Source organism: uncultured Anaerotruncus sp., from assembly GCF_902490045.1.
GTDB lineage: Bacteria > Bacillota > Clostridia > Oscillospirales > Ruminococcaceae > Anaerotruncus.
Map to the genome: position 1 here is coordinate 1 of NZ_CABUCJ010000061.1, position 14,403 is coordinate 14,403.

Annotated in this window: 13 protein-coding genes and 1 pseudogene; all 14 read left to right on the top strand. The window is 64.7% G+C overall.

The window, feature by feature from the left end; all coding sequences use genetic code 11:
• A partial coding sequence (locus tag RDM88_RS07865) for a hypothetical protein (protein ID WP_308754313.1) occupies nt 1-189 on the top strand: 189 nt, incomplete at its 5' end.
• A gap of 103 nt (nt 190-292) precedes the next feature.
• Nucleotides 293-1,879, top strand: coding sequence for an amidohydrolase (locus RDM88_RS07870; RefSeq protein WP_308754314.1), 1,587 nt, complete (start codon nt 293-295; stop codon nt 1,877-1,879).
• Nucleotides 1,880-1,887: 8 nt separating this feature from the next.
• Nucleotides 1,888-2,451 carry an NUDIX hydrolase gene (locus tag RDM88_RS07875; RefSeq protein WP_308754315.1) on the top strand — a complete coding sequence of 188 codons (564 nt, stop codon included), beginning with the start codon at nt 1,888-1,890 and terminating at the stop codon, nt 2,449-2,451.
• Nucleotides 2,448-3,503: an A/G-specific adenine glycosylase gene (mutY, locus tag RDM88_RS07880; RefSeq protein WP_308754316.1), complete on the top strand. Its 1,056-nt coding sequence runs from the start codon at nt 2,448-2,450 to the stop codon at nt 3,501-3,503. The genes RDM88_RS07875 and mutY overlap by 4 nt, the downstream gene beginning before the upstream one ends.
• Before the next feature lie 367 nt (nt 3,504-3,870).
• On the top strand, nt 3,871-5,244 hold the full coding sequence (locus RDM88_RS07885; RefSeq protein ID WP_308754317.1) for a citrate/2-methylcitrate synthase: 1,374 nt from the start codon (nt 3,871-3,873) through the stop codon (nt 5,242-5,244).
• Nucleotides 5,245-5,402: 158 nt separating this feature from the next.
• Complete coding sequence (locus tag RDM88_RS07890; RefSeq protein WP_308754318.1) at nt 5,403-7,160, top strand: ABC transporter ATP-binding protein; 1,758 nt, start codon at nt 5,403-5,405, stop codon at nt 7,158-7,160.
• 445 nt (nt 7,161-7,605) lie between these two features.
• A complete protein-coding gene (gene purE, locus RDM88_RS07895) occupies nt 7,606-8,076 on the top strand; it encodes a 5-(carboxyamino)imidazole ribonucleotide mutase (protein ID WP_374045432.1) in 471 nt (156 codons plus the stop codon).
• Nucleotides 8,077-8,143: 67 nt separating this feature from the next.
• A complete protein-coding gene (gene purC / locus RDM88_RS07900; protein ID WP_308754320.1) occupies nt 8,144-8,854 on the top strand; it encodes a phosphoribosylaminoimidazolesuccinocarboxamide synthase in 711 nt (236 codons plus the stop codon).
• A gap of 24 nt (nt 8,855-8,878) precedes the next feature.
• Nucleotides 8,879-10,336, top strand: a complete 1,458-nt coding sequence (purF, locus tag RDM88_RS07905; RefSeq protein ID WP_374045433.1) for an amidophosphoribosyltransferase — start codon at nt 8,879-8,881, stop codon at nt 10,334-10,336.
• Nucleotides 10,333-11,373 carry a phosphoribosylformylglycinamidine cyclo-ligase gene (purM, locus tag RDM88_RS07910; protein ID WP_308754322.1) on the top strand — a complete coding sequence of 347 codons (1,041 nt, stop codon included), beginning with the start codon at nt 10,333-10,335 and terminating at the stop codon, nt 11,371-11,373. Before purF ends, purM begins: the two co-directional genes overlap by 4 nt.
• On the top strand, nt 11,367-11,975 hold the full coding sequence (gene purN, locus RDM88_RS07915) for a phosphoribosylglycinamide formyltransferase (protein WP_374045431.1): 609 nt from the start codon (nt 11,367-11,369) through the stop codon (nt 11,973-11,975). The genes purM and purN overlap by 7 nt, the downstream gene beginning before the upstream one ends.
• Nucleotides 11,972-12,670: an IMP cyclohydrolase gene (locus RDM88_RS07920; protein ID WP_308754323.1), complete on the top strand. Its 699-nt coding sequence runs from the start codon at nt 11,972-11,974 to the stop codon at nt 12,668-12,670. The genes purN and RDM88_RS07920 overlap by 4 nt, the downstream gene beginning before the upstream one ends.
• Nucleotides 12,671-12,683: 13 nt before the next feature.
• Nucleotides 12,684-13,859: a phosphoribosylaminoimidazolecarboxamide formyltransferase gene (locus tag RDM88_RS07925; protein WP_308754324.1), complete on the top strand. Its 1,176-nt coding sequence runs from the start codon at nt 12,684-12,686 to the stop codon at nt 13,857-13,859.
• A 138-nt stretch (nt 13,860-13,997) separates the two neighbouring features.
• A pseudogene (locus tag RDM88_RS07930) lies at nt 13,998-14,403 on the top strand (phosphoribosylamine--glycine ligase); the annotation flags it as partial.

Sequence of the window (14,403 nt, forward strand, 5' to 3'; positions counted from 1 at the left end):
TCCTACGCGGACGGCTCGGAGGTGAAGCTCTACCTCGACCCCGGCGCGGACCGTCTGCGCGAGGGGCAGGACCCGCAGCCGCTGACGCTGCTCTCCCTCGGCGGGAAGACCTACTACTCGGACGGGGAGGCATACGGCCGCATCCAGGAATGCGCGGCGGCCATGGGCGAAAAGGCGCTGCTCCAATAGCGGAAAGCGGACAGGCCGCCCGGCATCTGCCGGGCGGTTTTTCGATTGGATTTTTAGGATGCGCTGTGGTAAAATAGTGGGGAAACAAAAAGGGGGGCACGGCATGGAACGTACGGTCTATTACGGCGGAAGCATCCTCACGCTCGAGGGCGGCGGGCGCGCCGAGGCGGTGCTCGTGGAGGACGGGATCATCCGGGAGCTGGGGACGAAGGAGGCGCTGCTGGCTTCCTTCCCGGACGCGGAGCGGGCGGACCTGCGGGGCCGCGCGCTGATGCCCGCGTTCATCGATTCGCACAGCCATATCACCTCCTACGCGCAGACCTTCGGGCTCGTATCCCTCGAGGGATGCCGTGAAATCTCGGAGGTGGTCGAGCGGATCGCGGACCACCGGAAAAAGGGGAAGGTGAAGCCCGACGAATGGATCGTCGGGTTCGGCTACGACCACAACGACCTGAGGGAGCGCCGCCACCCCTGCCGGGAGGCGCTTGACCGCGCCGCGCCGGACAATCCCGTTCTGATTTCCCACACGTCCGGGCACATGGGGGCGGCGAATTCGGCGGCGCTCCGGGAAATGGGGATCACAACGGACACCCCGGACCCGGACGGCGGGCGGATCGGCAGGGAGGACGGATCGCGGGAACCGGACGGCTACCTGGAGGAGACGGCGTTCATCTCCCGCTCCGCAGCGGTTCCGCAGCCCTCGGAGGAGGAGCGGTTCCGCCAGATGGAGCTGGCGCAGGACGCCTATCTGCGGTACGGCATCACGACAGTGCAGGACGGGCTGACCCGTCCGTCCGAGTGGAAGCTGCTCAGGGGGATGTCGGAGGCGGGGAAGCTCCGGCTCGACGTCGTGAGCTACCTCGACCAGAAGCAGTGTCCCGAGCTCCTGTGGGAAAACCCGGAGTGGTACGGCCGGTACAACGGGAACCTGCGTATCGGCGGGTATAAAATTTTCCTCGACGGCTCGCCGCAGGGGCGCACCGCCTGGATGAGCGAGCCCTACGAGGGCTCGACGGACGGCTACCGGGGCTACCCCGCCCACACCGACGAACAGCTGGAGGCCTTTGTGCGGCAGGCGGTGGACGAACGGGTGCAGCAGCTTGTACACTGCAACGGTGACGCGGCCTGCGGCCAGATGATCAGCGCCTATCAAAAGGTCGCGGGCGGGGACCTGGGGCTTCGCCCGGTGATGATCCACGCGCAGCTCGTGCGGGGGGACCAGCTCGCCGAGATGGCGAAGCTCGGTATGATCGCCTCCTTCTTCGTGGCGCACACCTGGTTCTGGGGGGATGTGCACCTCAAAAACTTCGGTGCGCGGCGCGCCGAAAAGATCAGCCCCGCCGCGAGCGCGCTCCGGGAAGGTGTCGTCTACACCTTCCACCAGGATACGCCGGTCATCCGGCCGGATATGCTCTTTACCGTCTGGTGCGTGGTCAACCGGCGCACCAAGGCGGGCGCGGTGCTCGGCCCGGAGGAACGGCTGTCGGTGCCGGACGCGCTGCGTGGGGTCACGGCGAACGCCGCTTACCAGTATTTCGAGGAGGGCTGGAAGGGGACCATCCGCGCGGGAAAGCGGGCGGATCTGGTCGTGCTCGACCGCAGCCCGCTGGAAGTCCCGGCGGAGGAGCTTAAGGACCTGCGGGTGCTTGCGACAATCAAGGCGGGGAAACCGCTCTATCGAAAGGAATGACAGCAGAGTTGGACTACCGTGAACAGATCGCGGCCTACCGGCCGCGCGGGGAGGAGGAGGCCGCCGACCAGGCGCTCATCCTCTCGATGATCGAGCATTTTCCCGATACGGTGCTCACCCGCGAATGTCTCGCGGGACACATCACCTCGTCGGGCTTTATCGTAAACGAGACGCGCGACAAGACGCTGATGGTGTGGCACAACATCTACCGCTCGTGGGCGTGGACGGGCGGTCACGCGGACGGCGCGCCCGACCTGCTAGCGGTCGCGGTGCGGGAGGCGCGCGAGGAGACGGGCATCCTGCGGGTGTCGCCCCTCTCCCGGGAGATCGCGGGGCTGGACGTGCTGACGGTACCGGGACACGTCAAGCGGGGGAAATACGTCTCCACCCACCTGCACCTGTCGGTCGCCTACCTGCTGACCGCGCCGGAGGACCAGCCGCTGGCCGTCAAGAGCGACGAGAACAGCGGGGTGCAGTGGATACCGATCAGCGAGATCGAAAGCTACAGCAGCGAACCGGAGATGTACCCCGTCTACCGCAGGCTGGTGGAACGGATGCGGAAGCTGCCATGAGGCTGGAAGAGATCGTCGAACCGCTGCTCGGCTGGTACGCGGAAAACGCCCGTGACCTGCCCTGGCGGCGGGAGGTCACTCCCTACCGCGTATGGATTTCCGAGATCATGCTTCAGCAGACCCGCGTGGAGGCGGTCAAGGGATATTTCGCGCGGTTTCTTTCCGCGCTGCCCGGTCCGGCGGAGCTGGCTTCCGCCGACGAGCGGGAGCTTTTGAAATTGTGGGAGGGGCTCGGCTACTACAGCCGCGCCCGCAACCTGCAAAAGGCCGCGAAGGTCATCATGGAAACCCACGGCGGGGAGCTGCCCGCCTCCCGCGAGGCGCTCTTGACGCTGCCGGGCGTCGGCCCCTACACGGCCGGGGCGGTCGCGTCGATCGCGTTCGGCCTGCCCGAGCCCGCCGTGGACGGCAACGTGCTGCGGGTGCTCTCCCGGCTGACGGCCGACGGGAGCGACATCGCCGACCCCGCGGTCAGGCGCGCCGCTGAAAAGACGGTGCGCGGGATCATTCCCGCCGGCCGCGCGGGGGCGTTCAACCAGGCGCTCATGGAGCTGGGTGCGACCGTCTGCGCGCCGAACGGCCCGCCCGCCTGCGGGCGCTGCCCGCTCGCGGGCCTCTGCGAGGCGCACGCGGCGGGGAAGGAGACCGCCTACCCCGTCAAGGCCGCGAAAAAGGCGCGCCGCGTCGAAGAGCGCACCGTGCTCCTGCTCGTGAGGGACGAGCTGATCGCGCTGCGCCGCCGCCCGGCAAAGGGGCTGCTGGCGGGGCTGTGGGAGCTGCCGAACCTGCCGGGCGCGCTCGGCGGCGCGGACGCCGTCGAGGCGGCGCGCGCGCTGGGACTGGCCCCGCTGCGGGTGGAGCCGCTCGGTCCGGCAAAGCACATCTTTACCCACATCGAGTGGCATATGACCGGCTACCGCGTCACCGTCGAGGAGGCACAGGCGGGGGAGGGGCTCGAGTGGATCGACCCCCGGGGACTGCGGGAGGACTATCCGCTGCCCTCCGCCTTTTCGGCCTACCTCGCGCCCTGTCTCGCGCCGGGCGGGGCGTAGGCGGCGCGCGCCGGCCCAGCCTCTCCCCGAAGATTTGCATGCGCCGGAGAAAGAGGCCGCCCGTCGGGCGGTCTCTTTTTCAGCAGGAAGATTTTTCAAGCGGGGTTGCCGAAACGGGGAAAATGTGATATAATAACCTCATACTAAACTGGGGGAATGTTTCGTCCCCCTGTAAGCTGTAACCGGGACCGCCGGGCCCTGCCTCGCGGCCGTGTGCGCCATGACGGATGGCCGTCTGCCGAGATTCGATTCGACAGGCGGCTTTGCGTTATTCAATGTTTGGAAACGAATGGTCCACAATTTTTTTGTATTATAAGGTGATTTATTAAATCAATACATAAAGAGAAACAGAAAGGGAGTGTGACACATGTCGTCCAACAATCCGTATTCCGAGATTACACAGGAAATACTGGACCTTTCCGAGCTCTGCCGGAAGGGCAGCGCCATTGACCCCGCGCTGTATGAGAAACTGGACGTGAAACGCGGCCTGCGCGACATCAACGGCAAGGGCGTGCTCGCCGGGCTCACCGAGATCTCCGAGATCCAGTCCAGCATGGTGGACGAGAACGGCTCGACCATCCCCTGCGAGGGCAAGCTCTTCTACCACGGCATCAACATCAAGGACCTCGTCTCCGGATTCATCCGTGAAAAGCGGTTCGGTTTCGAGGAGGCCGTCTACCTGCTGCTCTTCGGGCAGCTGCCCGGCGAACGGCAGCTGAAGGACTTTTCGGCCCTGCTCGCCCGTTACCGGACGCTCCCGACCAGCTTTGTGCGCGACATCATCATGAAAGCGCCGAGCCGCGACATGATGAACACCCTCGCGCGCAGCGTGCTCACCCTCTATTCCTACGACGACCGCGCCGACGACATCAGCATCCCCAATGTGCTGCGCCAGTGCCTCCAGCTCATCGCGCTCTTCCCGCTACTGTCGGTCTACGGCTACCAGGCCTACAACCACTACCACGAGGGGCAGAGCCTCTACATCCACGCGCCCGACCCCGAGCTTTCGACGGCGGAAAACATTCTGCGCATCCTGCGCCCCGACAGCAAATACACCGCGCTGGAGGCCAATGTGCTCGACGTGGCGCTCGTGCTCCACGCGGAGCATGGCGGCGGCAACAACTCGACCTTTACGACCCACGTCGTCTCCTCCTCCGCGACCGACACCTATTCGGCCATCGCGGCCGCGATCGGCTCCCTCAAGGGCCCGCGGCACGGCGGCGCGAACATCAAGGTCGTCAAGATGTTTGACGACATGAAGAAGACCCTGCCCGACTGGACCGACGAGGACGCCGTGCGCGGCTACCTCAAGGCGCTGCTCAACAAGCAGGCGTTCGACCACGCGGGCCTCATCTACGGCATGGGCCACGCGGTCTACTCCCTCTCCGACCCGCGCGCCGACATCTTCCGCGCGTTCGTCAAATCGCTGTCGGAGGAGAAGGGACTCGATAAGGAATACGAGCTCTACTCCCTCGTCGAGCGGCTCGCGCCCGAGGTCATCGGCGAGGAGCGCCGCATCTACAAGGGCGTCTCCGCCAACGTCGACTTCTACAGCGGCTTCGTCTACAGCATGCTCGACCTGCCGACCGAGCTCTTCACCCCGATCTTCGCCATCGCGCGCATCGCGGGCTGGAGCGCCCACCGCATCGAGGAGCTGTGCAACGCGGGCAAGATCATCCGCCCCGCCTACCAGAGCGTGGCGCCCCGCGCCGAATACATCCCGCTGCGCGAGCGGAAATAAGAGGAAAAAAGAGGCCCGCCATTTGGCGGGCCTCTTTTTGTGCGCCGAAATCCATAAAGGAGGGGGCGGGGACGGTCTTCCGATTTGTCGATTTTGCGGGCATGGCATTTTGTGAAAAGATGTGTTAAGATAGACTGATGGAAAGAGAGGGGTACGGAATGAACCGGCAAATCAAAACCAGCGAACTGCTCCGGCGGTTCGCTCCTTATTTTAAGAAATACCGCGGGGTGCTGGCGCTCGACCTCTTCTGCGCCTCGCTGACGACGGTGTGCGAGCTGGTGCTGCCGCTGATGGTGCGGTATATCACCGACCTGGGCATGAACGACCTTGCGAGCCTCACCGTTTCGCTCATCCTGAAGATCGGGCTGCTCTACCTGCTGCTGCGGGTGATCGACATGGCGGCCAACTACTACATGCAGAACATCGGCCACGTGATGGGCGCGCACATCGAGACGGACATGCGCAGCGACCTGTTCGAGCATCTCCAGCGGCTCTCCTTCGCCTATTTCGACAGTACCAAGATCGGCCAGCTGATGGCGCGCATCACGAGCGACCTGTTCGACGTGACCGAGTTCGCCCACCACTGCCCCGAGGAGTACTTCATCGCGGCGCTCAAGATGGTCGTGTCCTTCCTCATCCTCGCGAACACCAACCTCTGGCTCACGCTGATCATCTTCGCGCTCATCCCGCTGATGGTCCTCTGCGCGATGTATTTCAACACCCGCATGCGCCGCGCCTTCAAGAAATCGCGCAACCAGATCGGCGAGCTCAACGCGCAGGTGGAGGACAGCCTGCTCGGCATCCGGGTGGTCAAATCGTTTGCCAACGAGCAGATCGAGCGGGAAAAGTTCCGCGGGGGCAACGAGGAGTTCCTCGACATCAAGCGGGAGCAGTACCGCTACATGGCGGGCTTCGGCAGCGTGACCCGCATCTTCGACGGCATCATGTACGCCGCCGTGATGATCGCGGGCGGGCTCTTCATGATTTACGGCAGGATCAACGCGGCCGACCTGATGGCCTATCTGCTCTATGTGACGACGCTGCTCACCACCATCCGCCGGATCGTCGAGTTCACCGAGCAGTTCCAGCGCGGCATGACGGGCATCGAGCGGTTCCTCGAGGTGGTCGACGCGCCGGTGGACATCCACGACGCGCCCGGCGCGAAGGAGCTCAGGGAGGTGGCGGGAGACATCGCGTTCGAGCATGTGGACTTCCACTATTCGGACGACGACCACTGCGTGCTTTCGGACATCAACCTGCACGTGCGCCCGGGGGACAGCGTGGCTCTCGTGGGGCCGTCGGGCGGCGGAAAGACGACGCTTTGCAGCCTCATCCCGCGCTTTTACGACGTGACCGGGGGGCGCATCCTTATCGACGGGCAGGATATCCGCGGACTCACGCTTGAATCCCTGCGCAGGAATATCGGCGTTGTGCAGCAGGAGGTCTACCTCTTCGCGGGCAGCGTCTTTGAAAACATCGCCTACGGCCGCCCGGGGGCGGGCCGCGAGGAGGTTGTCGAGGCGGCGAAGCTCGCGGGCGCGCACGACTTCATCATGGAGTTCCCCGACGGGTACGACACCTACGTGGGCGAGCGGGGGGTGCGCCTCTCGGGCGGGCAGAAGCAGCGGATCAGCATCGCGCGGGTCTTCCTCAAGAACCCGCCCATCCTCATCCTCGACGAGGCGACCTCCGCGCTCGACAACGAGAGCGAGCGGATCGTCCAGCAGTCGCTCGAGACGCTCGCAAAGGGGAGGACCACCTTCACGATCGCCCACCGCCTGACGACCATCCGCGGCGCGCAGCTCATCCTTGTGCTGACCGAGGAGGGGATCGCCGAGCAGGGCACCCACGCCGAGCTGATGGCGAAGGGCGGGCTCTACCACCGCCTCTACAGCATGTATACCGAGATGAAATAGGCTCTTGGCGCGGAGGGTCCGGTCATTGAGAACGCGCCTCAACCGCGGGTTTCCGGGCGGCGAAAAAACCGCTGGCGGAAAGAGTATGACATGTCGTGCAATTCTACAAAAAGGATCCTGCAAGATCGTACATTTTAAATCAACCCTCCAATCTTTCAAAACGCGGCATTTTCCAATTGAAATTGCCGGCGGAATCCTGTAGACTAAAAGTGTATTTTGATTGCGGAGGTGGCGGAAATGGCTCTTCTGATGGGCGAATGCGGATCATCAAGGGAGAGCTGCATCCGGCTGGCAGGCGGCCTTTTGGGGCGCCCGGCGGGCGGGTCCGCCATGCCTTCGCGGAAGTAGTGCAGGTTGCGAGCGATCGCAGCCTGTTTTTCATTTGCAGAAAACGGAAATGGAAAGGGAAGTGTCGGAATTGGCGGACAAGAAAGTAGCGGTCATCATGGGCAGCGACAGCGACCTGCCGGTCGTCAAGGGCGCGATTGACACCCTCAGGGGGTTTGGCATCGGCGTGGAGGTCCACGTCATGAGCGCGCACCGGACCCCCGCGCTCGCGTGCGAGTTCGCGGCGTCGGCGCGCGACCACGGCTTTGCCGCGATCATCGCGGCGGCGGGCAAGGCGGCGCATTTGGCGGGCGTGCTGGCAGCGCACACGACCCTGCCGGTCATCGGCATCCCGGTCAAATCCTCCACCCTCGACGGGCTGGACGCCCTGCTCGCGACGGTGCAGATGCCCTCCGGCATCCCGGTGGCGACGGTGGCGATCGACGGCGCGCAGAACGCGGCGATCCTCGCGGCGCAGATCATCGGCGTGACCGACGCGGAGATCGCGTACAAGCTGTCGGTCAGGAAGGAAGAGATGAAGCAGGGCGTCATCGAAAAGGACCGCAAGCTCCAGGAGCAGCTCGGCTGAGCGCCCCGCCGGCATTCGTAATATCATCGGAAGATTCAAATATTTAGGAGTTTAGGAGGAAACAGAAATGGAAAAAAGGGAACAGCTCTACGAGGGAAAGGCCAAGAAGGTCTTTGCGACCGACGACCCGAACGCCTGCATCGTCTCCTATAAGGACGACGCGACCGCCTTCAACGGTCAGAAGAAGGGCACCATCGCCGAAAAGGGCATCATCAACAACAAAGTCTCCAACCACCTGATGAGGATGCTCGAGGAGAACGGCATCCCCACCCACCTGATTGAGGAGCTCTCCGACCGCGAGACCCTCGTTAAAAAGGTTACGATCGTCCCGCTCGAGGTCATCGTCCGCAACATCGCGGCCGGCTCCCTCTCCAAGCGGCTCGGCCTGCCCGAGGGAAAAAAGCTCGCCAAGACGGTGCTCGAATACAGCTATAAGGACGACGAGCTCGGCGACCCGATGATCAACGACTACCACGTGTTTGCGATGGAGCTGGCCACCCCCGAGGAGCTCAAGACGATCGCGGATTACGCCTTCCGGATCAACGACCTGCTCGCCGCCTATCTCAAGGACCTCGGCATCGAGCTTATCGACTTCAAGCTCGAATTCGGCAAGACCCCCGACGGCAGGATCATCCTCGCCGACGAAATTTCCCCCGACACCTGCCGCTTCTGGGACAGCAAGACGGGCGAAAAGCTCGACAAGGACCGTTTCCGCCGCGACTTGGGCGGCGTCGAGGGCGCGTACCACGAAGTGATGCGCCGCCTGCTCGGCGAATAAATGAAGGATATCCACGAATTTCCGATGGAGGGAATCGATTTGTACAGCGAACTGCATGAGGAGTGCGGCGTTTTCGGCGTCTACGAAAACAGCCGCACCGACGTGGCGACCAGCGCCTATTTCGCGCTTTACGCGCTCCAGCACCGCGGCCAGGAGAGCTGCGGCATCGCGGTGAACGACGACGGCGTCATCAACTGCCACAAGAACGTGGGCCTTGTGCCCGACGTCTTCAACCGGGACGTGCTCGAAAGACTCGGGCAGGGCAATATGGCGGTGGGCCACTGCCGCTATTCGACGACGGGCAACGGCAGCGTCGTCAACGCCCAGCCGCTCGTCGTGCGCCACTGCAAGGGCACGATGGCGCTCGCCCACAACGGCAACCTGGTCAACGCCCCCGACCTGCGCCGCCAGCTCGAAATGAACGGCGCGATCTTCCACACGACCAACGACAGCGAGGTCATCAGCTATATCATCACCCGCGAGCGGCTGCTCTCCCCGAGCATCGAGGAGGCGGTCGCCAAGGCGATGTACACCCTCAAGGGGGCCTATTCGCTCATCGTCATGTCCCCCAAAAAGCTGATCGCGGCCCGCGACCCCAACGGCTTCCGGCCGCTCTGCATCGGCAAAACGGAGGGCGGCTACGCCTTCGCCTCCGAGAGCTGCGCCTTCGACAGCATCGGCGCGCAGTTTTTGCGGGACGTCGAGCCGGGGGAGATCGTGGTCGCCGAGGACGGGGAGCTCCGGAGCATCCGCACCCATTGCGGCGGCAAAAGCAGCTTCTGCGTCTTTGAATACGTCTACTTCGCGCGCCCCGACTCGGTGGTCGAGGGGGTGAGCGTCCACGAGGCGCGCCAGCGCGCCGGACGGATCCTCTACCGAGAGCACCCGATCGAGGCGGACGTCGTCATCGGCGTGCCCGATTCGGGCCTCGACGCGGCGCTCGGCTATTCGCGCGAGTCGGGCATCCCCTACGGGGTCGGCTTCATCAAAAACCGCTACGTCGGGCGCACCTTCATCCAGCCCACCCAGGGCCAGCGGGAAAACGCGGTGCGCATCAAGCTCAACGTTATCGCAGAGACGGTGCGGGACAAGCGGGTCGTGCTGATCGACGATTCGATCGTGCGCGGCACCACCTGCGGGCGGATCGTCAGGCTGCTGCGGGAGGCGGGCGCCAAAGAGGTGCACTTCGCCGTCTCCGCGCCGCCCTTCCGGAATCCCTGCTTCTTCGGCACCGACATCGACAGCCGCGACAAGCTGATCGCCTGCAGGATGACGATCCCCGAGATCGCGGAGACGATCGGCGTCGACTCCCTCCACTACCTGAGCGTCGAGGGGGTCCAGCAGATCGCCCGCGGGGCGCACTGCGGCTTCTGCGTCGGCTGCTTCACGGGCGAATACCCGATCGAGGTGCCCGACGAGACCCCGAAGGACAAGTTTGAACACAAGCTCAGCGAAAAGGCCAAGCGGAGGGAACAGGCATGAACAACAGCTATTCCGAGAGCTACAAGGCGGCGGGCGTCGACGTCACCGCCGGATACAAAGCGGTCGAGCTGATGAAATCGCATGTGGCGCGCACGATGACGGGCGGCGTGCTCGGCGGCCTCGGCGGGTTCGGCGGCCTCTTCGAGCTCGATTTGGCGGGGATGCCCAACCCGGTGCTCTGCGCGGGCACCGACGGGGTCGGCACCAAGCTGAAGCTCGCCTTTCTGATGGACAAGCACGACACCGTCGGCATCGACTGCGTGGCGATGTGCGTCAACGACATCATCTGCTGCGGCGCGAAGCCGCTCGTCTTTCTCGACTACATCGCCTGCGGCAAAAACGTCCCCGAAAAGATCGCCCAGATCGTTTCGGGCGTCGCGGAGGGCTGCGTCCAGGCGGGCTGCGCGCTCACCGGCGGCGAGACCGCCGAGATGCCCGGCTTCTACCCCGAGGACGAATACGACCTCGCGGGCTTCGCGGTCGGCGCGGTGGACAAGGCCAAAATCCTTGACAACACCACCGTCGCGGCGGGGGACGCGCTCGTCGGCATCAGATCCAACGGTGTGCACTCCAACGGCTTTTCCCTCGTGCGCAAGGTCTTTGACGTGGAGGCCCCCGGCGTGCTCGACCGCTACTACGACGAGCTGGGCGCGACGCTCGGCGAGGCGCTGCTCGCGCCCACCCGCATCTACGTGAAGCCGGTGCTCGCCGTGATGGAGCGCCTGGCCGTCAAATCGGTCGCCCACATCACGGGCGGCGGCTTCTACGAGAACATCCCGCGCGCCCTGCCCGAGGGCAAGCGCGCCCTCGTCAGCAAGCGGCTCGCGACGAGCCTGCCCCTCTTCGACATGATCCAGCGGATCGGCGGGATTTCCGAGCACGACATGTACAACACCTTCAACATGGGCATCGGCATGGTGCTCGTGGTCGGCAAGGACGACGCGCAGCGCGCGGTCGAAATCCTCAGCGACCACGGCGAGCGCGCCAAGGTGATCGGCTATGTCGACGACGGCGAGCGGGGGGTCGAGCTATGCTGAAACGGGTGGTGGTGCTCGTTTCGGGAGGCGGGACCAACCTGCAGGCGCTCATCGACGCGAAGGCGCGCGGCGAGCTGCCGAGCGCCGAGCTCGCCGGCGTTATTTCCTCGAAGGAGGGCGCCTTCGCGCTCGAGCGCGCCAAAAAGGCGGGCATCCCCGCCGAGGTGGTCGCGCGGAAGGCATATGCCTCCCGCGGCGACTACGACGAGGCGATCCTCGCGGCGCTCGAGCGGTTCGGGGCGGACTATGTCGTGCTGGCGGGCTTCCTCTACGTGCTGGGGAGCAGGGTCGTCGAAAACTACGACCGCCGGATCATCAACGTGCATCCGGCGCTCATCCCCTCCTTCTGCGGGGACGGGATGTACGGCCTGCATGTGCACGAGGCGGCGCTCTCCTACGGCGTGAAGGTCACCGGCGCGACGGTGCACTTCGTCAACGAGGTGACCGACGGCGGACAGATCATTTTACAGAAGGCGGTCGACGTCCTGCCGGGCGACACCCCGGAACTGTTACAGAGGCGCGTCATGGAGCAGGCCGAATGGGTGCTGCTCCCGAAGGCGCTGGAATTGGTATGCAGCGGACAATTGGAGGGAATGAAATGAAACAGGACATTGCAAAGCTGCTCAGAGAGAACGCCTACCCGGGCCGCGGCATCCTGCTCGGGCGCAGTGCGGAGGGAAAGCACGCCGTCGCCGCCTATTTCATCATGGGGCGCAGCGAAAACAGCCGCAACCGGATTTTCGTCACCGACGGGGAGGGCATCCGCACCGAGGCGTTCGACCCGGCAAAGCTCTCCGACCCGTCGCTGATCATCTATTCGCCGGTCCGGGTGCTCGGCGGCACGACGATCGTCACCAACGGCGACCAGACCGACACGGTCTATGACTTCCTCTCGAGGGGAGGCTCCTTTGCGGACGCGCTGCGCACCCGCACCTTCGAGCCGGACGCCCCCAACTATACCCCGCGCGTGTCGGGGCTGTTGCACGGCTTCGACTACCGCCTCTCGATCCTGAAGAGCGCGGACGGCGACCCCTCTTCGGTGCGCCGCTACTTCTTCCAGTATTGGGACCCGCGCCCGGGCGAGGGGCATTTTATCCACACCTACCGCTGCGACGGAAACCCGATCCCCTCGTTTGAGGGGGAACCGGAGGAGGTCGCGGTCGAGGGGGATATCGACGCCTTCACCGAAACGCTCTGGGAGAACCTCAACGAAGAGAACAAGGTCTCCCTCTTCGTCCGCTACATCGACGTGGCGGCGGGGACCTGCGAGACGCGCATCGTCAACAAAAACCACTGAGGAGGACGGCGGCATGGCAAAGGAACTGGAACTGAAATACGGCTGCAACCCCAACCAGAAACCCGCGCGCATCTTTATGGAGGAGGGCGAGCTGCCGGTAGAGGTGTTAAACGGCAAGCCCGGCTTCATCAACTTCCTCGACGCGTTCAACTCCTGGCAGCTCGTCCGGGAGCTGAAGGCCGCGACGGGACTGCCCAGCGCGGCGTCGTTCAAGCATGTGAGCCCCGCCGGGGCGGCGGTCGGCCTGCCGCTGACCGAGGTGGAAAAGAAGATCTACTTCGTGGACGACATCGAGCTCAGCCCGATCGCGAGCGCCTACGCGCGCGCCCGCGGCGCCGACCGCATGTCCTCCTACGGCGACTGGGTCGCGCTCTCCGACGTCTGCGACGTGCAGACCGCGAAGCTGCTCGCGCGCGAGGTGTCCGACGGCGTCATCGCGCCCGGCTACACCGGCGAGGCGCTCGAAGTGCTGAAAACCAAGCGGAAGGGCGGCTACAACGTCGTCAAAATCGACCCGGCCTACACCCCCGCGCCGGTCGAGCACAAGGACGTCTTTGGGATCACCTTCGAGCAGGGGCGCAACGAGCTCAAGATCGACGACGCCCTGCTGGAGAACGTCGTCACCGACTGCAAAACCCTGCCCGGCGACGCGAAGCGCGACCTCGTGATCGCGCTGATCGCGCTCAAATACACCCAGTCCAATTCGGTCTGCTACGCCAAGGGCGGCCAGTGCATCGGCATCGGCGCGGGCCAGCAGAGCCGCATCCACTGCACCCGCCTTGCGGGCAACAAGGCGGACATCTGGTGGCTGCGCCAGCATGAAAAGGTGCTGGGCCTGCCCTTCAGGGCGGACATCCGCCGACCCGACCGGGACAACACGATCGACGTGTACATCTCGGACGACTGGATGGACGTGCTGGCGGAGGGGACGTGGCAGCAGTTCTTCACCGAGCGCCCCGTTCCGCTGACGCGGGAGGAGAAGCGGGCGTGGCTCGACAGGCTCGACGGCGTTTCGCTCGGCTCGGACGCGTTTTTCCCGTTCGGCGACAACATCGAGCGCGCCCACCGTTCGGGCGTGCGCTACATCGCGCAGCCGGGCGGCTCGATCCGCGACGACAACGTGATCGAGACCTGCGATAAATACGGCATCGCAATGGCCTTTACGGGCATCCGGTTGTTCCATCATTAAGGCGCGCCGCTGAATTTCCCGCCGCGCGGTGCCGGTCCGCCTTACAATCCACGGGGATTGCGGGCGGCGGCGCCTCCCTGCGGCAAAAAATTCCCGGCGCGACCGGATATGAGATAATAAAAACAGGAGGACGGCCTCATGAAGATTTTGGTAGTCGGCGGAGGTGGGCGCGAACACGCGATTATCCGCAAGCTCCGCGAGAACCCCAGGGCGGAAACCATCTACTGCGCGCCCGGAAACGGCGGCATCGCCGCCGACGCGGAGTGCGTCCCCATCAAGGCGACCGACCTCGACGGGATGGTCGCGTTCGCAAAGGAGCACGCGGTCGATTTGGCGGTCGTCGCGCCCGACGACCCGCTCGCGCTCGGTATGGTCGACGCGATGAACGCCGCGGGAATCCGCACCTTCGGCCCCAACAGGGCCGCCGCCCGCATCGAGGGCAGCAAGGTGTTCGCCAAAAACCTCATGCAGAAATACGGCATCCCGACCGCCGCCTACCGCACCTTCGACAGCGCGGCCGAGGCCGCCGCCTACATCGAGGAGC

Excerpts from the sequence above, each read along its gene's own strand:
- RDM88_RS07870 (WP_308754314.1), top strand. The coding sequence starts at position 293 with ATGGAACGTACGGTCTATTACGGCGGAAGCATCCTCACGCTCGAGGGC.
- mutY (WP_308754316.1), top strand. The coding sequence starts at position 2,448 with ATGAGGCTGGAAGAGATCGTCGAACCGCTGCTCGGCTGGTACGCGGAA.
- RDM88_RS07885 (WP_308754317.1), top strand. The coding sequence starts at position 3,871 with ATGTCGTCCAACAATCCGTATTCCGAGATTACACAGGAAATACTGGAC.
- RDM88_RS07890 (WP_308754318.1), top strand. The coding sequence starts at position 5,403 with ATGAACCGGCAAATCAAAACCAGCGAACTGCTCCGGCGGTTCGCTCCT.
- purE (WP_374045432.1), top strand. The coding sequence starts at position 7,606 with ATGGGCAGCGACAGCGACCTGCCGGTCGTCAAGGGCGCGATTGACACC.
- purC (WP_308754320.1), top strand. The coding sequence starts at position 8,144 with ATGGAAAAAAGGGAACAGCTCTACGAGGGAAAGGCCAAGAAGGTCTTT.
- purF (WP_374045433.1), top strand. The coding sequence starts at position 8,879 with ATGGAGGGAATCGATTTGTACAGCGAACTGCATGAGGAGTGCGGCGTT.
- purM (WP_308754322.1), top strand. The coding sequence starts at position 10,333 with ATGAACAACAGCTATTCCGAGAGCTACAAGGCGGCGGGCGTCGACGTC.
- purN (WP_374045431.1), top strand. The coding sequence starts at position 11,367 with ATGCTGAAACGGGTGGTGGTGCTCGTTTCGGGAGGCGGGACCAACCTG.
- RDM88_RS07920 (WP_308754323.1), top strand. The coding sequence starts at position 11,972 with ATGAAACAGGACATTGCAAAGCTGCTCAGAGAGAACGCCTACCCGGGC.
- RDM88_RS07925 (WP_308754324.1), top strand. The coding sequence starts at position 12,684 with ATGGCAAAGGAACTGGAACTGAAATACGGCTGCAACCCCAACCAGAAA.